Origin of the sequence: Streptomyces venezuelae, from assembly GCF_008642335.1 — a bacterium.
GTDB lineage: Bacteria > Actinomycetota > Actinomycetes > Streptomycetales > Streptomycetaceae > Streptomyces > Streptomyces venezuelae_F.
This window is the reverse complement of the sequence record NZ_CP029191.1, coordinates 5,621,217-5,643,017: the sequence shown is the minus strand read 5'-3', so window position 1 is coordinate 5,643,017 and position 21,801 is coordinate 5,621,217. Positions and strand designations below refer to the sequence as shown.

Below are 21,801 nucleotides of genomic sequence, written 5' to 3'. Positions count from 1 at the left end.
CCATCCCACCGGCCACGCCCGCCACTCCGGCCCCCAAGCGTGCGACGACCGGGAAGACCCCGAAGGCGGCGAAGCCCGCCAAGGCCGCGAAGACTGTGAAGGCCGCCAAGACCACCAGGAGCGCGAAGAAACCCCCGGCGAAACCCCCGGTCACCGCACCCGCCGCACCCGCCGCACCCGCCGTCACCGAATCCCCCGTCCCCGAGGACGACCGCGTCCGGCTCCTGAGCGGGACGCACCACGACCCGCACGGTGTCCTGGGCGCGCACTCCGTGCCGGGCGGCACGGCCTTCCGCGCGCTGCGCCCGTACGCGAAGGGAGTCGCCGTCGTCGCCGACGGGCTCCGCGCCGAGCTGCGCGACGACGGCGACGGCTTCTTCTCCGCCGTCCTCCCGCTGCGGACCGTGCCCGAGGACTACCGCCTCCACGTCACGTACGAGGACGCGGAACTGGAGATCCACGACGCGTACTCCTTCCTGCCCTCGCTCGGCGAGTTCGACCTGCACCTGATCGGGGAGGGACGGCACGAGCGGCTGTGGGAGGCGCTCGGCGCGCGGCTCATGACACATCAGGGCGCCACCGGGACGCGGTTCACGGTGTGGGCGCCCAACGCCCGCGGGGTGCGGATCGTCGGCGGCTTCAACTACTGGGACGGCCTCGGGTTCCCGATGCGTTCGCTGGGCGGCAGCGGCGTGTGGGAGCTCTTCGTGCCCTCGGTCGGCGAGGGCGAGCTGTACAAGTTCGAGATCACCCGGCCCGACGGCTCGATGACGCAGCGCGCCGACCCGCTGGCCCGCCGCACGGAGGCACCGCCCGCGAACTCCTCGGTGGTGCACGAGTCGCGCCACGAGTGGCACGACCAGGAGTGGCTGGACAGGCGGGCGGAGGTGCCCGTCCACGAGGCACCCTTCTCGGTGTACGAGGTCCATCTCGCGTCCTGGCGGCCCGGTCTGACGTACCGCCAGCTCGCGGAGCAGCTGCCCGCGTACGTCGCGGACCTCGGGTTCACGCACGTGGAGCTGATGCCGGTCGCCGAGCACCCCTTCGGCGGGTCCTGGGGCTACCAGGTCACCGGCTTCTACGCGCCGACCGCACGCCTCGGCACGCCCGACGACTTCAAGTTCCTCGTCGACGCGCTGCACCGGGCGGGCATCGGTGTCCTGATGGACTGGGTGCCCGCGCACTTCCCGCGCGACGACTGGGCGCTCGCCGAGTTCGACGGCCGCCCGCTGTACGAGCACGAGGACCCCGCGCGGTCCGCGCACCCCGACTGGGGGACGCTGGAGTTCGACTACGGCCGCAGGGAGGTGCGCAACTTCCTGGTCGCCAACGCCAGTTACTGGTGCGAGGAGTTCCACATCGACGGCCTGCGCGTCGACGCCGTGGCCTCCATGCTCTACCTCGACTACTCGCGCGAGGACGGCCAGTGGACGCCGAACGCGCACGGCGGGCGCGAGAACCTCGACGCCGTCGCCTTCCTCCAGGAGATGAACGCCACCGTCTACCGCCGCTCCCCCGGTGTCGTCACCATCGCCGAGGAGTCCACGGCCTGGGACGGCGTCACCCGGGCGACCCACCACCAGGGCCCCGGCGGGTTCGGAGGCCTCGGCTTCGGCCTGAAGTGGAACATGGGCTGGATGCACGACTCCCTCGGCTACGTCTCCAAGGAGCCGGTGCACCGCAAATACCACCACAACGAGATGACGTTCTCGATGGTGTACGCGTACAGCGAGAACTACGTCCTGCCGATCTCGCACGACGAGGTCGTCCACGGCAAGCGGTCGCTGGTGTCGAAGATGCCGGGCGACTGGTGGCAGCAGCGGGCCACGCAACGCGCCTACCTCGGCTTCATGTGGGCCCACCCCGGCAAGCAACTCCTTTTCATGGGGCAGGAGTTCGCGCAGGGCGCCGAGTGGTCGGAGAGCCACGGCCCGGACTGGTGGCTGCTCGATCCGGCGTACGGCGCGGAGCCCGACCACCGGGGCATGCGGGACCTGGTCCGCGAGCTGAACACGGTCTACCGGCGCGAGGGCGCCCTGTGGCAGCGCGACACGGACCCGGGCGGCTTCGCCTGGGTGGACGGCGACGCGGCCGAGGACAACGTCTTCGCGTTCCTCCGGTACCCCGCCGAGAACGGCACGGGGTCCGAGAGCCGGCCGCTGCTCGCCGTCTCGAACTTCTCACCGGTCGTCCGGCACGGCTACCGCCTGGGCGTGCCGGACGAGTTCGCCGCGTGGCAGGAGGTGCTGAACACGGACGAGGCCCGCTTCGGCGGCGGGGACGTCATCAACCCCGACCCGCTCAAGCCGGCCCCGACCCCGTCCCACGGCCGTCCCGTGTCCCTGCACCTGACCCTGCCGCCGCTGGCTACGGTGTGGCTTCGACCTGCTTGAGAGCGACGGGCAGCTCGTCCGTGTACAGAACGCCGAGGCGCTGCGTGGCCCGGGTCAGGGCCACGTACAGGTCGCTCGTCCCGTACCGCGCGGGCTCCACGACCAGGACCGTGTCGAACTCCAGGCCCTTCGCCTGACGCGGGTCGATCAGGACGACCGGCCGCGTCAGGTCCGGGACCTGCCCGGCCGTCACCCCGGGCAGCTCTGCGGCGAGCTCCGCGTGGAGCTCGCGGGGCGCGATCACCGCGAGGCGGCCCTCGTCCCTGGCCTCGGCGGCGACCGCCTCGGCCACGGAGGCGGCGAGGTCACCGGTGCGGCGCGCCCAGGGACGTACGCCCGTGGACCGCACCGAGCTCGGCGGCATGAAGTCGGGCCGCTCCTGGCGCGGCACCTCCGCCGCCACGTCCATGATCTCCACGGGCGTGCGGTAGTTCACACCGAGCCGGGTGTACTCCCAGCGGTCCTCGACGTAGGGGCCGAGGATGCTGTCCCACGAGCCGCAGCCGCCCGCCTCGGCGGTCTGCGCGGGGTCGCCGACGAGCGTCATGGAGCGGGTCGGGCAGCGCCGCATGAGCAGCCGCCACGCCATCGCGGAGAGCTCCTGCGCCTCGTCGACGATGATGTGCCCGAACGCCCAGGTGCGGTCGGCGGCCGCGCGCTCGGCGGCACTGCGGTGGTCGGCCTCCTCCTGGCGTTCGGCCATGCGCTCCGCGTCGATGATGTTGTGCGCGAGAAGGACCTCGGCGTCGTCCTCGTCCTTGTCCTCGAACTCGTACGTCCGGGAGGCCCGCGACACGTCGAGGACGCCCTGCGCGTAGGCGATCTGCTTGGCCCGCTCCGCCTCGGCCGCCGCCCGTACGGCGCTGTCGTCGTGGCCGAGCAGTTCGGCGGCCTCGTCGAGGAGCGGGACGTCGGCGGCGGTCCAGGGCGCGTCGTACGCCCTGCGGACGGCGTCCGCGTCCCGCTCGGAGAGCCCCGTCGGGTCCTCCAGGAATTCGGCGAGGAAGCGCTGCGGGGTGAGCGTCGGCCACAGCTCCTCGATGGCGGCGTGCACCTCGGCGCTGGCCGCGACGCCCTTGCCGAGCTGGGCGATGTCGTCGGGGCCGAGGAAGTTCGGGCCGCCGTACGGGTCGTGGCCGATGCGCTCGGCGAGCTGCGCGGTCAGCTCGTCGATGACGCGGAAGGCGAAGTGCGGGCGGCCGGGGTTGTGCGGCACGTCGGCGGCGCGGGCCGCCTCGCGGGCCTGGTCGGCGATCGTCCAGTCCAGGATCAGGTCGCCGTCGTCGTGCTCGATGACGATCGGCTCGCCCGGCTCGGGGGTCCGCTGCCGGTCCCGCACGGCCGCGGCGAGGACGTCCGCCATCTCCGCGCGGCCCTTGACCTCGGCCGCCTCGGGGGTGTCCGTGCCGGTCGCGGTCACACCGGGGAAGAGCTCGCCGACCGTCGAGAGCAGCACGCCGGTCTCGCCGAGTGCGGGCAGGACCTCGCCGATGTAGCCGAGGAACGCCGGATTGGGGCCGACGATGAGGACGGCCCGCTTGGCGAGCAGCTCGCGGTGGGCGTAGAGGAGGAACGCCGCCCGGTGCAGGGCCACGACGGTCTTGCCCGTTCCCGGGCCGCCCTCGACGACGAGGACGCCGCGGTGCGGGGCGCGGATGATGCGGTCCTGCTCGGCCTGGATGGTCTGCACGATGTCGTGCATGCGGCCGGTGCGGGCCGAGTCGAGGGCAGCGAGCAGCACCTCGTCGGCGTCGGCGCCCTCGTGGCCGGTGCGGGTCGTGTCGCTCAGGTCGAGGAGCTCGTCGTGCAGGGCGGTGACCTCACGGCCCTCGGTGGTGATGTGCCGGCGCCTGCGCAGGCCCATCGGGGTGTGGCCCGTCGCGAGATAGAAGGGGCGCGCCACATCGGCACGCCAATCGATCACGAGTGGGGTGCGTTCCGTGTCGGACGCGCGGATTCCGATGCGTCCGATGTGGTGATCACGGCCGTCCCGGAATTCGAGCCTCCCGAAGCACAGACCGTTCTCCCCCGCGTCGAAGGCGGCGAGCAGCCCGGAGCGCTCCGCGACCAGGACGTCCCGCTCAAGGCGCGCCTGGAGACCGTTGCCGACCTGCGACAACGACGCCTGCACGGCGGACTCGGCCTCCTCGCGCAGCGCGTCCAGGCGCGCGTACAGCCCGGAGACGAATTGCTGCTCTTCACGCAATTCCTCGGTTGACAATTCAGCCCCTCGCCAGTTACAGTGCTCTTATTGAACTTCTCGTGGCGCTGCGCTGTGCAAATGCGCGAGGCGTCGCGAAAGAAACCAATATACGCAGAGAAATGCCCCGGACGTCAATTCGTCCGGGGCATTTCTTTTCGAGGCCGAGGCCTCAGATCACGTCGGCCAGCTCCGCGAGGAGCTTGCGCTTCGCCCGCGCGCCCACCATCTGCAGGACCGGCTCACCGCCACGGAACACGATCATCGTCGGCGCCGAGAGCACCTTGTACGCGATCGCCGTCTCCGGGCTGCGGTCCACGTCCAGCTGCACGATCTTCAGGCGGTCCGCCTCCTCGCGCGCCAGCTCACTGAGCACCGGCGCCAGCTGCCGGCACGGCCCGCACCAGTCCGCCGTGAACTCCACGAGCACGGGCCGGTCCGCCTCCCGCAGCACCTCCCCCTCGAAATCCGCGTCCGTCACCTCGGCCACGCCTGCTGCCTTCACTGCCTCACACTCCCCATCCCGTCATCCCGTCATCCCGTCATCCCGACAGTTCGCACCGCGGCTCGGGCCCGCCGTCGAGTGCCGCCTCGGCGCGCACGAGCTGCGCCCCGACCTGGTCACGCACCGCGCTCAACTCGCCGATCAGCGCGTCGAGTTCGGCGAGCTTGCGGCGGTAGACGGCGAGCGACGCCGGGCAGGAGTCGCCCTCCGGATGGCCGGAGCGCAGACACTCCACGAACGGCCTGGTCTCCTCCAGGTCGAACCCGAAGTCCTGGAGCGTCCTGATCTGCTCCAGGAGCCGCACGTCGTCCTCGTCGTACGTGCGGTAGTTGTTGCCGGTCCGCCGTGCGGGGAGCAGCCCGCGGGACTCGTAGTAGCGCAGCGTCCGCGTGGTCGTCCCCGCGCGCGCCGCGAGCTCGCCGATTCGCATGCGTCGACGGTAATCCTTGACGTGGGCGTCAAGGCCAGAGGTTTCTGCCCGTATGGAGCGGTGAGGCGGGGGAGCTCAGCCGAAGTCCAGTGCCCCGTACGCCCGCCGGAACTCATGGAAGCCCTCCACCCCGGCCATCAGCACCACGCCGTCCCACAGCCGCCCCGCCCGCTCGCCCCGCGGCGCCGGGGACACGACCGGCCCGAACAGCGCGCCCGCGCCCTCGACGGAGAGCACGGGGGTGCCGACGTCGTCGCCCACGAGCGCGACGGCCGCCTCCTGCGAGGAGCGCACCGCGTCGTCGTACTCGGTGGTCATCGCGACCGAGTCGAGCTCCGCGGGCAGCCCCGCGTCGGCGAGCGCGGCGGCCGTGCCCGACCAGTCCTGCTGCCCGTGGATCCGCGCGCCGAGCGCGTCGAAGTACCGCCCGAGCGCCTCGTTGCCGTACCGCTCGCGGACGGCCGCGCAGATCCGCCCCGGCGCCTTCATGTACTCCTTGTACAGCCCCTCGGGATCCTCCGGGTCGACGTCAAGATGCTCATTGAGCACGGCCAGGCTCATCACCCGCCATCGCACGTCGATGTCCCGCATGCGCTCCACCTCACGGAGCCAGCGCGAGGTGATCCAGGTGTACGGGCACACGGGGTCGAACCAGAAGTCGACGGTCACGGCAGTTTTCACGCGACTACCGTACGACTCAGTGAGCCATCGGCGGGTTCGACGAACTCAGCGCCGCACGCAGCCAGTTGTCGATGCTGCCGGGCGTCGGCTGCGCTGTCTCGGCGGGCGGGGTCGCCACCTCGGACGCCAGCTGCCAGTAGCGGTCGATGCGGGGCTCGGCCGCGAGCATTCGGTGCAGGGTGCGGCGGAAGTCCGGGGTGTCGCGGCGGTTGAGTGCGGCGGCGTGGACGGCGACGAAGCAGTCCAGGGCCTCGCCCTCGCGCGGGGCGCGGCCGGCGCGCACGTCGGGGCCGGCCAGTTCGAAGGCCTCGGGGAGTCCTTCGTAGAGCACGGCGGGCCGGTACCCCTTGCCGGACGAATGCACTTCGGGCTGACCGTAATCGGTTCCCGCGCGCGGCCCCGAGACGAAGCACGGGGCGGTGACGAAGTCCTGGAGCCGCGCGAAGGCGAGGACTTGGGCGGGGGCCGGGGCGTCGGGCGGTACGGGTACGGCCCGGTCGACGACGGCCGTGACGACGCGGGACGGGAGCCGCGCGGGCAGCCAGCACCGCCAGAACCGGGCGAGCGCGGCTGTCCCGGGCGGCGTGGACACGGCTCCCACCAACCGCAGTCGTTCGGCGCGTTCCTGGGGCGTCGCGCAGTCGGTGAGGAGCTGCAGCGCCGCCTCCCGCCAGCGCAGCGCGGCGAGCCGCGACCCGACCGCCTCCAGCTGCCCGGCGATGACATCCTCCAGTACGTCCTCCAATACGTCCTCCCGCCCGTCCCCGTCCAGGACGCGGCTCACGTCGGGGACGGAAAGGTCGAGCGTGCGCAGGGAGCGGATGAGGCGGAGCCGGTCGAGGGCGTCGGGGCCGTAGCGGCGGTGGCCGCCTCCGCTGCGGGCGGCTTCGGGGAGCAGGCCGCGGTCGGAGTAGAACCGGACCGTCTTGACGGAGACACCGGCGCGTTCGGCGAGCTGTCCGATGCTCCACAGGTCGTCGGCCGGCAGGTGTCGATTCTCGGCGGGCGTCACGGCTTGAACCTCCCTCAGGGGGAGTTCCTACCGTACCGGCGAGCGCGGGGCGGTCCCGGGCTCGGCTGACCGTACGAGGAGGAACCATGACCGCGTCGTTCGTGCTGGTGTCGGGCGGATACACGGGTGGCTGGCTCTGGCGGGACGTGGCCGCGGGGCTGCGGGCGGCGGGGGCGGAGGTGCATGCGGCGACGCTCACGGGGCTCGGCGACCGCCGCCACTTGGCAGGCCCGGAGGTCGACCTCGACACGCACATCGAGGACGTGACGCAACTGCTCGACCACATCGACGCCGCCGATTCGCCCGAGGTCGTCCTCGTCGGCTACTGCTACGGCATCTATCCGTCCGTGGGCGCCGCCGACCGCCGCGCGGACCGCGTCTCGCGCCTTGTCTACCTGGACTCCCCCATGCCGCAGGACGGCTACTCCATGATCGACCAGGTGCGGGAGCAGATGCCGGACGGCCCGGCCAGGGATCGGACTCTGGCCCAGCAGGAGCGGGCGGAGGACGGCTGGCGGATCCCGGCGCCGTCGGTGGAGGAGTGGCGGGCGCACGGAAACCTGGCGGGGGTGTCCGACGAAGCGCTGACCCGACTGGCACGCCTCGCCTCCCCCGCGCCGGCGGGCCCGTACGCGCAGAAGCTCCGCATCTCGGAGACGGTCGCGGCCCTTCCCACGACCGGCGTGTTCTGTACGACCGGCGGCACGATGGACATCGCGTCGCTGGAGGCCCTGGTGGTGTCGGGCCTGCCGCTCGTCCAGCACCTGGCCGACCCGCGCGCCACGTTCTTCGACATGGCGACGGGTCACTGGCCGATGCTCTCGGTCCCTGATGAGCTGGTGGAGGTGCTGTTGCGGGCGGCGGCGGGTGAGGGGCACCGGCTGAGGAGTGCGGCTCCCGCCGTGGGCCCGGCTTAGGAGTGCGGCTCCCGCCGTGGGTCCGACTTAGGCCTTCTTGTCGTACGTCAGGAAGATCGTGCCGCTGTCGAGGAGCACGGCGTCGCTCCGCTCGTACAGGACCGGGTCGAACGCGGTCTTCTGCGCGAACAGAGGCGTGCCCGAACCGAGCGTGAGCGGACCGATCTTGACGACGAGCCGATCGATCTCACCGCGCAACACTCCGGCGAGCTCGCCGCCACCGCACAGCCAAATGTCCTTGCCGTCCTCCCTCTTGAGCTCCCGCACCTTCTCGACGGGGTCGGTGGCGACGACTTCGACGCCCGGGTCGGGGCTCTCGGTGAGGGTGCGGCTGAAGACGTAGTGGCGGAGGTGGGGGTAGGCGTTGGTCAGCCCGGCGTCGAGGCCGATCCCGTAGGTCCTGCGGCCTTCGAGAACGGTGTCGAAGTGGGTCCCCTCGGCGGTGATGCCGAGGGCGTCCCTGGCGGGGGCGGGGAGGGTCTCGGGGTAGGTCGTGGCGAGGTGCTGGACGTAATCCTGCGCGACGGGCCAGAAACCGTCGGGGCCGGTGGGGTCGGCGCCGTCGGGACCTGCGATGAATCCGTCGAGGCTGACGGCGATGAAGTAGACGAGCTTTCGCATACGGGCTCCCTGGCCTGGGCCGTGGCGGCGAGCCACGTTGTTCGTTGTACTCCGAGTGAAGTGGTCAGACCGTAGTACTTCAGGTGGAGTGGTGTCAACGGTTGGCGGGTGGGACCGGGTTTCGGTGCAGCCATTCCTGGAGCTCGCTGTGGCGGAACTGGTAGGCGCCGCCGACTATGCGGAGGAGGCCTGCGTGGTAGGCCCAGGCGAGGAAGGTGTCGGGGGTGAGGGGGGTGCGGCCGAGGAGGTGGGCGGTGAGGGTGAGGAGTGCGTGGGCCAGTGGCTCGATCAGGATCAGCGTCATCCAGGCGATGGCAAGGAAGACGACCCCGGCGAAACCGATGTACACGGTCGCTCCCATGCCGATCAGGAGTGGCCCGACGACAATGCCGAGCGGCAGCAGCCACCGAACGCTCCGCGCCACGCCCCGCGCCGCTTCACGAGTGCGTTCCGCCGACCCCGACCCGAGCAGTGCGCACCCCAGGGCGTACGAGGTGAGAATGCCCGCCGCTCCACCGGCCGAGAAGCTGCCGGCAGGCCCCAGATAGACCGGTTCCCATGTGAGGGCCCACCCCAGTAATCCACCGATGAGGGAGTAGGCCCGCAGGCAACCGAACCGTCGGAGGAGAATGACGGCACCGAGCAGCGAGGCCGTGCAGGCGAAGTCCCCCGCGGGAGAGTCGACTTCACGGATCACGAACGCCGCGAGACCGCAGACCGTCGGCAGTGCTGCGCAACCGATGCCTTCGCGCACGTCGGAGTGGGCGACAACGTCCTCGTCCACCGCGATTGCACCGGCCACGACAAGGACGGTCACCAATCCACTCGCGTACCAGACCGGGGACGGAATCTCCGCGTACCAGTCGGTGAACGGGATCATGGCTTCCGAACCCACAGCGATCACAGGCGCGCACGCCAGGGCGACGACCACCCCCGCCCGCCGCGCCACCCGGGCGGCCGTGTTGCCGACTCCGCCGGGCCGCTGACGCACCTGCTCCGACGGCCGCGAAGGTCTCCGCTCGCGTTGTCCCTCAGACCATACGAGGGCCGTGACGGAAACGAACAGCACCGCATAGGCCCAGGACTCGCCGGAACCCACCCGGTGCTGCCACCAGGATTCCGGGAAGTACTGCGCCACCGCGTCCGGAAGGGCCAGCAGGACGAACACGACAGGAACCAGAGCCGCGATCAGCGCCAGGACTGTTGTGCAGCCCCTTCCCAGCACCCGTCCCGCCGAGGCGATCCCGCCCTCCGCCCCCGCCATGTGGTGAAGCCACCGGTGCACCGCTCCCGGGTCGTGATCCGGCTGTCGGATCCATGGCGTGCGTGACCCCATGACGCTCGCCCTGGCCTGCCGCGCGGCGGCGTTGGCCGCGGCCGTCGCGGTGGGGACACAGCGTGCGAGGAGGTAGTAGCGCAGGTCGTCCTCGGAACCGAAGTCCGGCAAGGGACGCAGCCCGTCCGGAGATCCGCCGTACACGGCGACGGCGAGCCCCAGGTAGAACGGCGAGCTCAGCACCACGGCCACCGGCCCCGCCGCGTCCCGCCGCATGGCGGGGGCCACCGCACCCACCGGCGACGACCGCCCGTCGGACCGCAACTCCACGTACGCGCCCGCCTGATCCGCGTCGACCCCCGCGATGCGCAGCAGCGTCGCCTCCCGCAACCAGGCCTGTCGCTCCGCGAGTTCGGTGTACCGCTCCTCACGGCAGGTGAGCACGAGCGGGGCGCTGCCACCGAGCCCCTGGTAACCGTTGAGCTCGCTCAGAGCCTGCCGCGCGCGCCCCGAGTCGCCCTCCGTGTCCATCTCGTCGAGCCCGTCCAGCACCGGAATGACGAGCCGCCGCGCCACGAGCTCCACGGCCGCGACGCCATCAACGTCGTACGACTTGACGAGGCTGGAGACGAGCCACTGCTCAAGCCCGCCCCGCGCCCTCCGCAGCCCCCACCACCGGCGCCGGCCCACCGGCGTCAGATCCCGGATCGACAGCCGCACCGGCACCGGTGAACCGGCCGCCCGCGCCTCCAGCAACCGCACCACGAGATGTACCGCGAGCACCGTCTTGCCCGCCCCCGGCGGCCCGGTGACGACGAGGCGGTCCGGCGCATCGCAGTACCACCGCGCGACGTCGGACAACCGCTGCCGCCCCCGCGGCGCCGCACCGCCACCACGTGGCTCGACGTCGACGTGCAGGTCGATGAGATGCGCCCCCGTACCGAGCATGTGCGTACGCTCGGCGACCTCGACATCCTCGACAGACCCCGCCAGCCGGTCCAGGGCGACACCCAGACCATCACTCGCCCGCTGCAAGCGCAAGGCACTCAGACTGATGGCCGTACCGACGAGAAGCCCCAGCACCCCGAGCGGCAGCCCGAGCACCCCCGCCACATCCTGCGGCTGCATGCCATCCCGGCGCACCGCCCAGACCGCCCACGCCCCACTGACCGCCAGCGTCGCCGCCCCACCCAAGAACAGCCACCGCGCGGGCCCCCGCACCTGCCGTGCCCCCATGCCCCGCAGCATGCCCGAGCGCCCCCGCCCGGACCAGACAGAAGCACCGAGCCGCAGCTACCGGGCCCCGACGCCAACCCTGGCGCGTACGGTCTTGCCGACTCCCGTACGCGGAAACCAATCGAACTCGACGGTGAGCTGCCGCACCACGAGCAGGCCGCGCCCACCCTCTCCCCCGTCGACGGCCGCACCGACGCCCCCGTCGAACGCCGGGAACACGGGCACCGGATCCGAGACATCGACGACGAGCCGCACCCCTTCCTCCATGGCAAGGCGCAGCCACACGTGGTGGCCGGGGACTTTGCCGTGGCGCACGGCGTTGGCGAGCAGTTCGGAGACGACGAGGACGGCGTCGTCGATGTTGCCGGTCCACGCCCACGTCGTGAGCCGTCGGCGGACGTGCCGGCGGGCGAGGCGGACGGTGGCGAGCGCCATGGGGTAGCCCATGACCCAATCGCGGGCGGGCGGAGCCTTGAGTTCGGGCATGAGCGGAACCCTTGTTCGGCGGCACGGGGTGGGCCCCCGGCCGGTGCGAGCGTTGCCCAACCACCGTGACCGGTCCCTCCGATAGGTTTCAATCGAAACCCAGCTGATTAATCAGCCGGGTCGAGATTGAACTATGCGCGGATCTACACAAAGGGCCGTATGAGCAGCACAGTTGCTGCCAGACTCGACGCACGTCACCCAGTGACTCGCACGACGAAACATGGACGGTGCACATGGCGGCCAAACGCGGGCGGACAGCACAGCGGCTCGAACTCGGGCTACAGCTGCGGCAGCTGCGTGAGAACTGTGGGCTCGGCGATCGAGGCGGTGGCCTCACACGCCGCCAAGCGGCGCAGGGCCTGCGCATCTCCGAGGCCTCGCTCCAGCGCATCGAGGCGGGCGCCTTGAACTTCCGCAACGTAGGAGACCTGCGAAAGCTGTTGGAGAGGTACAACGTCACGGACGAGGCCGTCGTCGAGTCTCTGATCAACCTCAACCGGGAATCAAGCAACCAGGACTGGTTGACGCAGTACCGAGGCCTCATGCCCGCGGGTATGCCTGGCTTCGTCGGTCTTGAACCAGAGGCGCGCGCCATGAAGGCGTACCACCCGACAGTGGTCTACGGCCTGCTCCAGACCGAGCGTTACGCACGCGCCACGCACGAGGCGCACAAGCCGATCGAGGAGTACACGACCGAGTTCATCCGAAGTAGCGTGGAACTGCGGATGAGACGTCAGGAAGTGCTCACACGGGAGTACCCGGTAAAGCTGCACGTCATCCTCGGCGAGGCAGCCCTGCGCCACGTTGCGGGTGATGCCGATGTGATGCGCGAACAATACGGAAGGATTGAGGAGTTGTCGGGCTGGGGCCATGTCACCGTCCAGGTGCTGCCCTTCCGCAGGAACTACCGCTCCACCAACGACTTCGTACTCCTCGACTTCGGCAACGCACTGCCTCCGCGAGTCCAGACCGACAGCGCTTGGGGCTCTGTCTCCACCTCGGACAAACCACGCGAAGTCGATCGCTTCAGCCGCCGGTTCGACGCCATGACAGCATCTGCCTTGCCGCCCGAGGAGACACCGGATTTCCTGCACCGACTAGAACGAGAGCTGTAAATCCATGAGGACTCACCGCACCATGGCTGAACTGATCAGCGACGACGCTTGGTTCAAGTCGTCCTACAGCGACCCCGGCCAGAACTGCCTGGAGGTCGCCGACCTGACGGCAACCCCCAGCACCGGCATAGCCATACGAGACTCCAAAAACCCCCAGGGCCCCGCCCTGCTCCTCAACCCGTCATCCTGGTCCGCATTCGTGGCACATGCGAGCCACACAGGCATGCCGAACGGCCATTAGTGAGAGAGCAACTGAGAGCGCGGGGGGGGACGACGCAAACCTCGGGTAAGCGCCGCGAAGTCGACCGGTTCATGCGCCGGTTCGAAGCCATGGCCGCTTCGGCCCTGTCACCCGAGGACACGCCTGAGTTCCTGAACCGACTAGAACGAGAGCTATAGACCATGAAACCTCGCCACACAGCACCCGACCTCGCCCCGGACCGGGCCTGGTTCAAGTCGTCGTACAGCGACGGCACCGGGCAGAACTGCCTGGAGGTCGCCTACCTGACCGCACCCCCCGGCACCGGCATAGCCGTCCGAGACTCCAAGAACCCCCACGGGCCCGCCCTGCTCCTCCGCCCGTCGTCCTGGTCCGCGTTCGTGGCACACGCCAGCCGTACGTACGCGCCGAACGGCCAGTAGCAGGACATACGACACCGCCCCCGACGCCGCCGCCATGGCGCCCGGGGGCGGTGTCACCGCTGAAACCTCCGCGCAGCTCCTACCGCTGAGGCTCCCGCTCCCGTACGCCCGCGTCCCCCGGAACAGCCGCAGCCGTATCCGCATCCGCATCCCCGACCGACGCCGACTTCCTCGGCAGCAGCACCGCCACGAGAACCGTGCCGACTCCGAGGATCACCGCGCCGACGAGGCTCGTGTGTGCCACGGAATCCGAGAACGCGGAGCCGACCGCGTCGGCCATCTTGCCCGCGCCCTGCGCGAGCTGCTCGGCCTGGCCCTTCAGCTGAGCGGCCTGCTCCGGCGAGGTCGCCTTCGCGGCCTGGCCCGCGACCTCGTGCGCCTTGTCGCCGATGCCCTGCGCCACCGCGTAGCCCGCGCCGACGGAGTCCTGCGCGGTGTCCAGCGTGCCGTCGGGCAGCTTGGCGCCGGACGCCGCGGCGGCGTCCGCCAGCTTCGAGGAGTACGAACTGGCGAGCACCGAGCCGAGGATGGCGATGCCGAGCGAGCCGCCGAGCTCCAGCGACGTGTCGTTGACCGCGCCGCCGACGCCGAGCTCGGACTCGGGGAACGCGCCCATGATCGCGTCGGTGCAGGGCGACAGGGCGAGGCCGATGGCGAGGCCCAGGATGATCAGGGGGGCGACGAAGTCCCCGTATGACGAGGACGCGTCGACGCGCGTCAGGAGCGCGAGCGCCACCGTGCCCGCGACCATGCCCGCCGACACCGTGATCTTCATGCCGATACGCGGGGTCAGGTAGCCCGTGAGTGCCGAACCGACGAAGACCGCGCCCGCGAGCGGCAGCATGCGCACGCCCGTCTCCAGCGGGTTGTAGCCGAGGACGAACTGCAGGTGCTGCGTGAGGTAGTAGAACGCGCCGAAGACCGCGAGGAAGAACAGCGCGACCGCGAGGTTCGAGCCGGAGAAGCGGCGGTCGAGGAAGCGGCGGACGTTCAGGATGGGGTGGGGGTGGCGGAGCTCCCAGGCCACGAAGGCCACCAGGCCCACGCCCGCGACGACGGCCGCCGAAATCGCCTTGGCGTCCCAGCCGAAGTGCGGACCCTGGATGATCATGTAGACGAGCGCGCCGGTCCAGATGACCGAGAGCAGGCCGCCGACGTAGTCGATGCGGTTCGAGTGGCCCGCCTTGGACGGCGGCACGAGGAGCAGCGCGCCGACGATGGCGATCGCGGCGATCGGCACGTTGATCAGGAAGGTCGACGCCCAGCCGTGGTCCTCAAGGAGCGCGCCCGCGACCAGCGGGCCCGCCGCGATCGCGAGGCCCGCCGTGGCGGTCCACAGCACGATCGCCTTGGCGCGCTCCGCGCGCGGGAACGTCGCGGCGAGCAGCGACAGAGTGGCGGGCATGATCATGGCCGCGCCGAAGCCCATCACCGCGCGGGCCGCGATGACGCCGCCCGAGCTGTCGACGAGCGAGCCGGCGACCGATCCTGCGCCGAAGACGACGAGGCCGAGCACGAGCGCGCCGCGCCGGCTGTACTTGTCGCCGATCGCGCCGAGCAGCAGCATCAGCGCGGCGTACGGGACGGTGTAGCCGTCGATGACCCACTGGAGGTCGGAGCTGGAGAGCCCGAGGTCCTTGGTCATGTCGGGGGCGGCGACGGTCAGCGCCGTGTTCGCCATCACGATGATCAGGAGACTCAGGCAGAGCACGAGCAGCGCCCACCAGCGGCGCGCGTACGGCTGCTTCATCTCCTCGACCGGTCGGTTCATGAGTAGAGCCACCGAAGCCTCACCCTTCCATGGTTCTTATACGTACTTGTCCGGTGACCTTGCACAGCACTGTGCAATTACACACGAGTGTGCAACTTACGCCACTGCACAGGACTGTGCAAAACGGGTGGGAACTCCCCTCCTGGAGGCGCGTGCACAATGGAGCCCATGAGCCGAGCCGACGCCAACCGCCGCCGCATCCTGGAGGTGGCACTAGCCGAGCTGCTGCGCGATCCGGACGCCTCGATGGACCAGATCGCCCGCGCGGCCGGCGTCGTGCGCAGGACGGTGTACGGCCACTTCCCCAGCCGGGAGGCCCTGGTCGGCGCCCTCATCGACGGCGCGGTCGAGGCGGTCGCTGCGGCCCACGCCTCCGGACGCGCCCGCTCGGACGACCCCGCCGAGTCGCTCGCCCACTCGATGGTCGCCGTCTGGGAGATCGCCGACGGTTACCGCCTGCTCGTCGGCCTCGCCCAGCGCAGCGTCGCCATGGAGGGCATCAGACAGCGCCTCGCCCCGGTCCGCGACGAGTGCGTCAACGTCCTGCGACTCGGCCTCGCCCAGGGCGCGTTCACGTCCTCCCTGCCGCCCGCCGCGCTCGCGTACGTCCACGAACAGCAGCTCTTCGGCCTGATGGAGGCAGTCAACGACGGCCTCCTCGACCCGAAGGACGCGGGCCGCGCCGCGGCATCGACGGCACTCATGTCGGCGGGGGTTCCCGCGGAGCGGGCTCGGGAGATCATCGCGGGGCTGGGCTGATCCCCGCACGGACACCCCCGTACCGGACAGCGAAAAGCGCCGCCCGCGGCGTACGAGGAGGAAGCTCTCGTACGTCGCGGGCGGCGCCGGCGGCCCCCTTGGAGGAGGGGTGGGGGCCCCTTCGCACGGCCGGGCCGGTGAACTACACCTTCACCGGCTCCTTGCCGTCGTCCCGCGCTTCCGGCACGGCGTCCGTGTCACGGCTGCGGCTGTCGTCCTCCACGGCGGGCGCCCCATGCCCGCCGTCGTCCACCAACGTACGCTCGTCGAAGGGGAGTTGTCCGGCGAGCACCGCCGTGACCCGCTCCTTGTCGACCTCCTTGGTCCAGGTGCCGATGAGGAGCGTGGCGACCGCGTTGCCCGCGAAGTTGGTGAGGGCGCGGGCCTCGCTCATGAAGCGGTCGACGCCGATGATCAGGCCGACGCCGTCGACCAGCGCGGGCTTGTGCGACTGGAGGCCGCTCGCGAGGACCGCGATGCCGGAGCCGGAGACGCCCGCCGCGCCCTTGGACGCGATCATCATGAAGAGGAGCAGCGAGATCTGCTCACCGATGCCGAGCGGCTGGTCCATGGCGTCGGCGATGAAGAGCGAGGCCATGGTCAGGTAGATCATCGTGCCGTCGAGGTTGAAGGAGTAGCCCGTCGGGACCGTGATGCCGACGACGGGACGGCTGACCCCCAGGTGCTCCATCTTCGCGATGAGCCGCGGCAGCGCGGACTCGGAGGACGACGTGGAGAGGATCAGCAGGAACTCGCGGCCCAGGTACTTGAGCAGCTTGAACAGGTTGACGCCGGTCACGAGCCGGACGAGCGTGCCGAGCACGACGACGACGAACAGGACGCAGGTGACGTAGAACCCGATCATGATCGTGGCGAGCGCCTTGAGCGCGTCGAGGCCGGTCTCGCCGATGACGGCGGCCATCGCGCCGAACGCGCCGACGGGGGCGGCCCACATGATCATGCCGAGGACCCGGAAGACCAGCTTCTGGATGTGCTCGACGCCGCGCAGCACGGGTTCGCCGGAGCGGCCCATCGCCTGCAGCGCGAAACCCACGAGCAGCGCCACGAGCAGCGTCTGGAGCACCTCGCCCTGGGTGAAGGCGGAGACGAAGGTCTTGGGGATGATGCCGAGCACGAAGTCGACGAGACCCTTGTCCGCCTCGTCGGCCGCCTTGTGGCCCGCGCCCTTCTCGGACTCGGTGATGTCCATGCCCGAGCCCGGGTGCAGGATGTTGCCGACGACGAGGCCGATGGCGAGCGCGACGGCGGACATCGCGATGAAGTAGCCGAGCGCGAGGCCGCCGACCTTGCCGACCTTCGCGGCCTTGCGGACGGAACCGACGCCGAGAACGATCGTGCAGAAGATGATCGGCGAGATCATCATCTTGATCAGGTCGACGAAGCCGCTACCGACCGGCTTCAGCTCCTTGGCGAAGTCCGGCCAGATGAAGCCGACGGCGATGCCGAGCAGCACGGCGCCGATGACGGCGATGTAGAGGTAGTGCGTGCGGTCCCGCTTGGCGGCGGGCTGCGTTTGTGGGTCGGCCGTGGTGGTCACGGGGCCCTCCTTGAACGACGTCGTCGGCGTTGTGGTGCCTGGGTGCTCCGGCACCCTCTGGTGCCTCTTGTGCCTTCGGTACGTGCGGCTCGCGTCCCGGGGATCCCGGTGACTATCTCCCGGCCTGTGAGGGCGGTCACCCTTGCGTTCATTTAGTTCGCGCCGAAACGACCACGTGTACGAGGAGGCAGACTTGCACCATGTCCCGCACCCGCACCTCCCGTCCGCGCAGGCTCCCGCGCAGCCTGGCGGGCCAGCTCTTCGCGATGCAGATCGTGCTGGTCACGGCGGTGGTCGCCGGGTGCGCCCTCTTCACGTACATCAGCGACAAGCACCAGGCCGAGGACGGCGCGCGCCGTCAGGCGACCGCGGCGGCGCGGGCGGTCGCGGACTCCCCCTCCGTACGGGAGGCCATCCGCGGCAGCGACCCGTCGAAGGAACTCCAGCCGTACGCGGCGCGCGTGCAGCGCGACACGGGCGTCGACTTCGTGACGATCATGGACCCGCGCGGGATCCGCTGGACGCACCCCGACGAGCGCCGCATCGGCGAGCGTTTCCTCGGCCACCGGGCCGACGCGCTCCGCGGCCGGACCTTCGCGGAGACGTACACCGGCACGCTCGGCCCCTCGGTGCGCGTCGTCACCCCCATCTGGGACGGTCCGACCGCCGGGGACGGCCGCATCGTCGGCCTGGTCAGCGCCGGCATCACCGTCGAGGAGATCACCGAGAAGGCGCGCGGCCAGCTCGTCGCGCTGATCGGGGTGGCGGCCGCGGCGATCGTGCTCGGCGGGATCGGCACGTACGTCATCAACGCGCGCCTGCGCCGCAGTACGCACGGCATGAACGCGGGCGAGCTCAGCCGCATGCACGACTACCACGAGGCGGCGCTGCACGCGGTGCGCGAGGGGCTGCTGATGCTGGACGGGCAGCGGCGCGTCGCCCTCATCAACGACGGCGGGCGCGAGCTGCTCGGGGTGCGGGACGAGCCGGTGATCGGCCGGAACGTCTCCGAGCTCGGGCTTCCCGCCCCGCTCACGGGCGCGCTGCTCGCGGCCGAGCCGCGCGTCGACGAGCTGCATCTGACCGCCGACCGCGTGGTCGTCGTCAACACCTCGCCGGTGTCGGGCGGCGAGCGCCGCGGCACGGTGGTGACCCTGCGCGACCACACCGAGCTGCAGGCGCTCACCGGGGAGCTGGACTCCGAGCGCGGGTTCACGCGGGCGCTGCGCTCGCAGGCCCACGAGGCGGCGAACCGGCTCCACACGGTGGTGTCCCTCATCGAGCTCGGCCGCGCGGACGAGGCGGTCGACTTCGCCACGGCCGAGCTGGAGCTGGCGCAGGCGCTGACCGACCAGGTGGTCGCCGCGGTCAGCGAACCCGTCCTCGCCGCCCTCCTCCTCGGCAAGGCGGCGCAGGCCAACGAGCACGGGGTGGAGCTCGTCGTCTCCGACGACAGCAGCATCGACGACGGCATGCTCCCGGCGTCCCTGCCCGCCCGCGACCTGGTGACGGTCCTCGGCAACCTCATCGACAACGCGGTCGACGCGGCGCAGGGGTCCCCTGCCGCGCGCGTCACGGTGACGGCGCGGGCCGACGCGGCGGGACTCCTCCTGCGCGTCTCCGACACGGGGCCCGGCGTCGACCCCGCGCAGCGCGAGGCGGTCTTCGAACGCGGCTGGTCCACCAAGGCGACCACGGGCCGCGGCCTCGGCCTGTCCCTGGTCCACCAGACGGTCACCCGCAACGCGGGCACCCTGACGGTCCGGGAATCCCCGGAGGGCGGCGCGGAGTTCGAGGTGACCCTGACGACGGCCACCGCCGAGACCATCCCGGGAGGCGCCCAGTGATCCGCGTACTCGTAGTCGAGGACGACCCCGTCGCGGCGGACGCCCACGTCCTCTACGTGAACAGAGTTCCCGGCTTCGAAGCCATCGCCCGCCCCGCCCACTCCGCCGCCGAGGCCCGCCGCACCCTCGACCGCACCCAGGTCGACCTGATCCTCCTGGACCTGCACCTGCCCGACGGCCACGGGCTGCAGCTGGCCCGTTCCCTGCGCGCCGCGGGACACCCGACGGACGTCATCGCGGTGACGTCGGCCCGGGACCTCGCGGTCGTCCGCGAGGGCGTCTCCCTCGGCGTCGTCCAGTACGTCCTGAAGCCGTTCACCTTCGCGACGCTCCGCGACCGCCTCACCCGGTACGCGGAGTTCCGCACCGCCGCCGCGGAGGGCGAGGCCACCGGTCAGGACGAGGTGGACCGCGCGCTCGCCACCCTGCGCGCCCCGGGCCCCGCCGCCCTGCCGAAGGGACTCAGCGGCCCCACCCTCGAACGCGTCATCCGCACCCTGCGCGACGCCCCCGACGGCCTCACCGCCACCGCCGCCGCCCAGTCCGCGGGCCTCTCCCGCATCACCGCCCGCCGCTACCTGGAACACCTGGTCGACACGGTCCGCGCGGCCCGCAGCCCGCAGTACGGCCACGTCGGCCGCCCCGAGCTGGTCTATCGCTGGCTTACGCCGAACGACTGAAACTCTCCGCGGCCCTGCCCCGGCCCGCCGCGGCCCCCCGCACTTCCCGCCCCGGAGGCCTCACCGACGTACGCCCGATAACAACGTTGTCACGGTGGTGACAGGCAACAACGCACAGCGCCCGCAGAGGCATTGACCTTGCTCCGAACACGCCCTTACGTTCACCGGGCAACCCACGTGGCGGCCCCGCCGCGTCGGCCAGTAGGAGGTCGTGCCCGTGCGCCCCACCACCACCCCACTGCTCCTCGCCGCCACCACCCTGCTCGCCGCCGGCACCCTCACCGCGTGCGGCGGCGGCTCAGGCGACGACCCCGACACCGTGAAGATCTCCTTCAAGCAGTCCACCGACAACCAGATCAGAGTCATGGACACCTACCTGGAGGACATCAAGAAGCAGTTCGAGAAGGAGAACCCGGGCAAGAAGGTGAAGCTGGTGCCGATCAAGGCGCCGGACTCCGAGTACTACACGAAGCTGCAGCAGATGCTGCGCTCCCCCAAGACCGCCCCCGACCTGGTCTACGAGGACACGTTCCTCATCAACTCGGACATCACCAGCGGGTACTTGAAACCCCTCGACACCTATCTGGCCAAGTGGAAGGACTGGGACCAGTTCATCGGCACGGCCAAGACGGCGGCGAAGGCGGCCGACGGCAAGACGTACGGCGTGCCGGACGGCACGGACACCCGCGGCCTCTGGTTCAGCAAGGCGATCTTCAAGAAGGCCGGCCTGCCCGCCGACTGGCGGCCCAAGACGTGGGACGACGTCCTGGAAGCGGCCCGCACCGTGAAGAAGAAGGTCCCCGACGTCACGCCCCTCAACGTGTACACGGGCAAACCGGCCGGTGAGGCGGCCACGATGCAGGGCTTCGAGATGCTCGCGTACGGCACGGGCAAGGACCCCCTCTACGACCCCGCGGCGAAGAAGTGGGTCACGGGCAGCAAGGGGTTCAAGGACTCCCTGAAGTTCGTGGAGACCGTCTACAAGGAGAAGCTCGGCCCGGACGTCTCGGACGCCCTCGACCCGAACTTCGCCACGCGCGTCCGCGGCGAGCTGCTGCCCGAGGGCAAGCTGGCGATCAACCTCGACGGTTCGTGGCTGCCGCAGGACTGGGGCAAGGGCGCGGGACACGAGTGGCCCGAGTGGTCGCAGGAGCTGGGCCTCGCCGCGATGCCGACCCAGCACGGCCAGGCGCCCGGCAAGGTGAGCATGTCCGGCGGCTGGACCTGGGCGATCCCCGCCAAGGCCGACAACCCCGACCTCGCCTTCAAGTTCATCGAGACGATGCAGACCAAGGCCAACGCCAAGAAGTGGTACATCGCCAACTCCGGCATCGCGGTCCGCAAGGACGTCGCCGCCGACCCGACGTACGTGAAGGCGCAGCCCGGCATCAAGTTCTTCACGGACCTGGTCGCCTCGACGTACTACCGGCCCGCGTACCCCGAGTACCCGAAGGTCTCCACGGCGATCCAGGAGGCGATGGAGTCGGTCACGACGGGCGACAGCTCGGTGGAGGACGCCGCGAACGGGTACGACGAAGAGGTCGACTCGGCCACGGACGGCCAGGTCATCGAGAAGTAGCGCGAGTGGCGCGCCGGTACCGCCGCATGGACTGCCCGCCCGCCCACGCCGGACAGTGAGCGCCCGCACGACCGAGGAATTGGTGCCTGCCCG

The 21,801-nt window shown here is 70.8% G+C and carries 19 protein-coding genes; 9 read left to right on the top strand and 10 right to left on the bottom strand.

Features of this window, described 5'->3' with window-relative positions; all coding sequences use genetic code 11:
* Positions 1-2: 2 nt before the first annotated feature.
* Positions 3-2,393 carry a 1,4-alpha-glucan branching enzyme gene (gene glgB / locus DEJ49_RS25685; RefSeq protein ID WP_150188474.1) on the top strand — a complete coding sequence of 797 codons (2,391 nt, stop codon included), beginning with the start codon at positions 3-5 and terminating at the stop codon, positions 2,391-2,393.
* Here the strand turns inward: glgB and DEJ49_RS25680 are convergent.
* The 5 genes from DEJ49_RS25680 to DEJ49_RS25660 all read right to left on the bottom strand — a co-directional run bounded on the left by DEJ49_RS25680 (position 2,368) and on the right by DEJ49_RS25660 (position 7,221).
* Positions 2,368-4,614 (bottom strand): HelD family protein, encoded by a 2,247-nt coding sequence (locus tag DEJ49_RS25680; RefSeq protein WP_150186303.1) that lies wholly within the window; start codon positions 4,612-4,614, stop codon positions 2,368-2,370. The two genes, glgB and DEJ49_RS25680, sit on opposite strands and share 26 nt — an antisense overlap.
* 151 nt (positions 4,615-4,765) lie before the next feature.
* Positions 4,766-5,098, bottom strand: a complete 333-nt coding sequence (locus tag DEJ49_RS25675) for a thioredoxin family protein (RefSeq protein WP_317850467.1) — start codon at positions 5,096-5,098, stop codon at positions 4,766-4,768.
* Between the two features lie 37 nt (positions 5,099-5,135).
* Positions 5,136-5,528, bottom strand: coding sequence for a MerR family transcriptional regulator (locus tag DEJ49_RS25670; protein WP_150186302.1), 393 nt, complete (start codon positions 5,526-5,528; stop codon positions 5,136-5,138).
* A gap of 75 nt (positions 5,529-5,603) precedes the next feature.
* Positions 5,604-6,209 carry a DsbA family protein gene (locus DEJ49_RS25665; RefSeq protein WP_150186301.1) on the bottom strand — a complete coding sequence of 202 codons (606 nt, stop codon included), beginning with the start codon at positions 6,207-6,209 and terminating at the stop codon, positions 5,604-5,606.
* A 16-nt stretch (positions 6,210-6,225) separates the two neighbouring features.
* Positions 6,226-7,221, bottom strand: a complete 996-nt coding sequence (locus DEJ49_RS25660; RefSeq protein WP_223832997.1) for a MerR family transcriptional regulator — start codon at positions 7,219-7,221, stop codon at positions 6,226-6,228.
* An 86-nt stretch (positions 7,222-7,307) separates the two neighbouring features.
* On the opposite strand from DEJ49_RS25660, the gene DEJ49_RS25655 reads away from it, so the two are divergent.
* Entirely contained in the window at positions 7,308-8,138 is an 831-nt protein-coding gene (locus tag DEJ49_RS25655; protein ID WP_150186300.1) for an alpha/beta fold hydrolase, read from the top strand.
* Positions 8,139-8,165: 27 nt separating this feature from the next.
* Here the strand turns inward: DEJ49_RS25655 and DEJ49_RS25650 are convergent, their stop codons facing one another.
* From DEJ49_RS25650 to DEJ49_RS25640, 3 genes are all read right to left on the bottom strand, one after another.
* Entirely contained in the window at positions 8,166-8,759 is a 594-nt protein-coding gene (locus tag DEJ49_RS25650; RefSeq protein WP_150186299.1) for a dihydrofolate reductase family protein, read from the bottom strand.
* A 94-nt stretch (positions 8,760-8,853) separates the two neighbouring features.
* On the bottom strand, positions 8,854-11,271 hold the full coding sequence (locus DEJ49_RS25645; protein WP_150186298.1) for an NACHT domain-containing protein: 2,418 nt from the start codon (positions 11,269-11,271) through the stop codon (positions 8,854-8,856).
* 57 nt (positions 11,272-11,328) lie between these two features.
* Complete coding sequence (locus DEJ49_RS25640; RefSeq protein ID WP_150186297.1) at positions 11,329-11,757, bottom strand: ATP-binding protein; 429 nt, start codon at positions 11,755-11,757, stop codon at positions 11,329-11,331.
* A gap of 233 nt (positions 11,758-11,990) precedes the next feature.
* On the opposite strand from DEJ49_RS25640, the gene DEJ49_RS25635 reads away from it, so the two are divergent.
* The 3 genes from DEJ49_RS25635 to DEJ49_RS25620 all read left to right on the top strand — a co-directional run bounded on the left by DEJ49_RS25635 (position 11,991) and on the right by DEJ49_RS25620 (position 13,514).
* The gene (locus DEJ49_RS25635) at positions 11,991-12,872 is read left to right on the top strand and encodes a helix-turn-helix domain-containing protein (protein ID WP_150186296.1); all 882 of its coding nucleotides are present in this window, start codon (positions 11,991-11,993) and stop codon (positions 12,870-12,872) included.
* 22 nt (positions 12,873-12,894) lie between these two features.
* A complete protein-coding gene (locus DEJ49_RS25630; protein WP_223832996.1) occupies positions 12,895-13,113 on the top strand; it encodes a DUF397 domain-containing protein in 219 nt (72 codons plus the stop codon).
* 161 nt (positions 13,114-13,274) lie between these two features.
* Complete coding sequence (locus tag DEJ49_RS25620; RefSeq protein WP_150186294.1) at positions 13,275-13,514, top strand: DUF397 domain-containing protein; 240 nt, start codon at positions 13,275-13,277, stop codon at positions 13,512-13,514.
* A gap of 79 nt (positions 13,515-13,593) precedes the next feature.
* Here the strand turns inward: DEJ49_RS25620 and DEJ49_RS25615 are convergent, their stop codons facing one another.
* Positions 13,594-15,285, bottom strand: coding sequence for an MFS transporter (locus DEJ49_RS25615; protein ID WP_150186293.1), 1,692 nt, complete (start codon positions 15,283-15,285; stop codon positions 13,594-13,596).
* A 159-nt stretch (positions 15,286-15,444) separates the two neighbouring features.
* Between DEJ49_RS25615 and DEJ49_RS25610 the strand changes: the two genes are divergently transcribed.
* A complete protein-coding gene (locus DEJ49_RS25610) occupies positions 15,445-16,044 on the top strand; it encodes a TetR/AcrR family transcriptional regulator (protein WP_150186292.1) in 600 nt (199 codons plus the stop codon).
* A 142-nt stretch (positions 16,045-16,186) separates the two neighbouring features.
* Here DEJ49_RS25610 and DEJ49_RS25605 read toward each other — a convergent pair whose 3' ends face one another.
* A complete protein-coding gene (locus DEJ49_RS25605) occupies positions 16,187-17,602 on the bottom strand; it encodes a cation:dicarboxylate symporter family transporter (protein WP_150186291.1) in 1,416 nt (471 codons plus the stop codon).
* 200 nt (positions 17,603-17,802) lie between these two features.
* Between DEJ49_RS25605 and DEJ49_RS25600 the strand changes: the two genes are divergently transcribed.
* The 3 genes from DEJ49_RS25600 to DEJ49_RS25590 all read left to right on the top strand — a co-directional run bounded on the left by DEJ49_RS25600 (position 17,803) and on the right by DEJ49_RS25590 (position 21,708).
* Positions 17,803-19,449: a sensor histidine kinase gene (locus tag DEJ49_RS25600; protein ID WP_223832994.1), complete on the top strand. Its 1,647-nt coding sequence runs from the start codon at positions 17,803-17,805 to the stop codon at positions 19,447-19,449.
* Positions 19,446-20,129, top strand: a complete 684-nt coding sequence (locus tag DEJ49_RS25595; protein ID WP_223832993.1) for a response regulator — start codon at positions 19,446-19,448, stop codon at positions 20,127-20,129. Before DEJ49_RS25600 ends, DEJ49_RS25595 begins: the two co-directional genes overlap by 4 nt.
* Before the next feature lie 211 nt (positions 20,130-20,340).
* Entirely contained in the window at positions 20,341-21,708 is a 1,368-nt protein-coding gene (locus DEJ49_RS25590) for an extracellular solute-binding protein (RefSeq protein WP_190329445.1), read from the top strand.
* The last annotated feature ends 93 nt before the right edge of the window (positions 21,709-21,801 follow it).

Excerpts from the sequence above, each read along its gene's own strand:
- DEJ49_RS25615 (WP_150186293.1), bottom strand. The coding sequence starts at position 15,285 with ATGAACCGACCGGTCGAGGAGATGAAGCAGCCGTACGCGCGCCGCTGG.
- DEJ49_RS25600 (WP_223832994.1), top strand. The coding sequence starts at position 17,803 with ATGTCCCGCACCCGCACCTCCCGTCCGCGCAGGCTCCCGCGCAGCCTG.
- DEJ49_RS25645 (WP_150186298.1), bottom strand. The coding sequence starts at position 11,271 with ATGGGGGCACGGCAGGTGCGGGGGCCCGCGCGGTGGCTGTTCTTGGGT.
- DEJ49_RS25640 (WP_150186297.1), bottom strand. The coding sequence starts at position 11,757 with ATGCCCGAACTCAAGGCTCCGCCCGCCCGCGATTGGGTCATGGGCTAC.
- DEJ49_RS25655 (WP_150186300.1), top strand. The coding sequence starts at position 7,308 with ATGACCGCGTCGTTCGTGCTGGTGTCGGGCGGATACACGGGTGGCTGG.
- DEJ49_RS25635 (WP_150186296.1), top strand. The coding sequence starts at position 11,991 with ATGGCGGCCAAACGCGGGCGGACAGCACAGCGGCTCGAACTCGGGCTA.
- DEJ49_RS25670 (WP_150186302.1), bottom strand. The coding sequence starts at position 5,528 with ATGCGAATCGGCGAGCTCGCGGCGCGCGCGGGGACGACCACGCGGACG.
- DEJ49_RS25650 (WP_150186299.1), bottom strand. The coding sequence starts at position 8,759 with ATGCGAAAGCTCGTCTACTTCATCGCCGTCAGCCTCGACGGATTCATC.
- DEJ49_RS25610 (WP_150186292.1), top strand. The coding sequence starts at position 15,445 with ATGGAGCCCATGAGCCGAGCCGACGCCAACCGCCGCCGCATCCTGGAG.
- DEJ49_RS25620 (WP_150186294.1), top strand. The coding sequence starts at position 13,275 with ATGAAACCTCGCCACACAGCACCCGACCTCGCCCCGGACCGGGCCTGG.
- DEJ49_RS25630 (WP_223832996.1), top strand. The coding sequence starts at position 12,895 with ATGGCTGAACTGATCAGCGACGACGCTTGGTTCAAGTCGTCCTACAGC.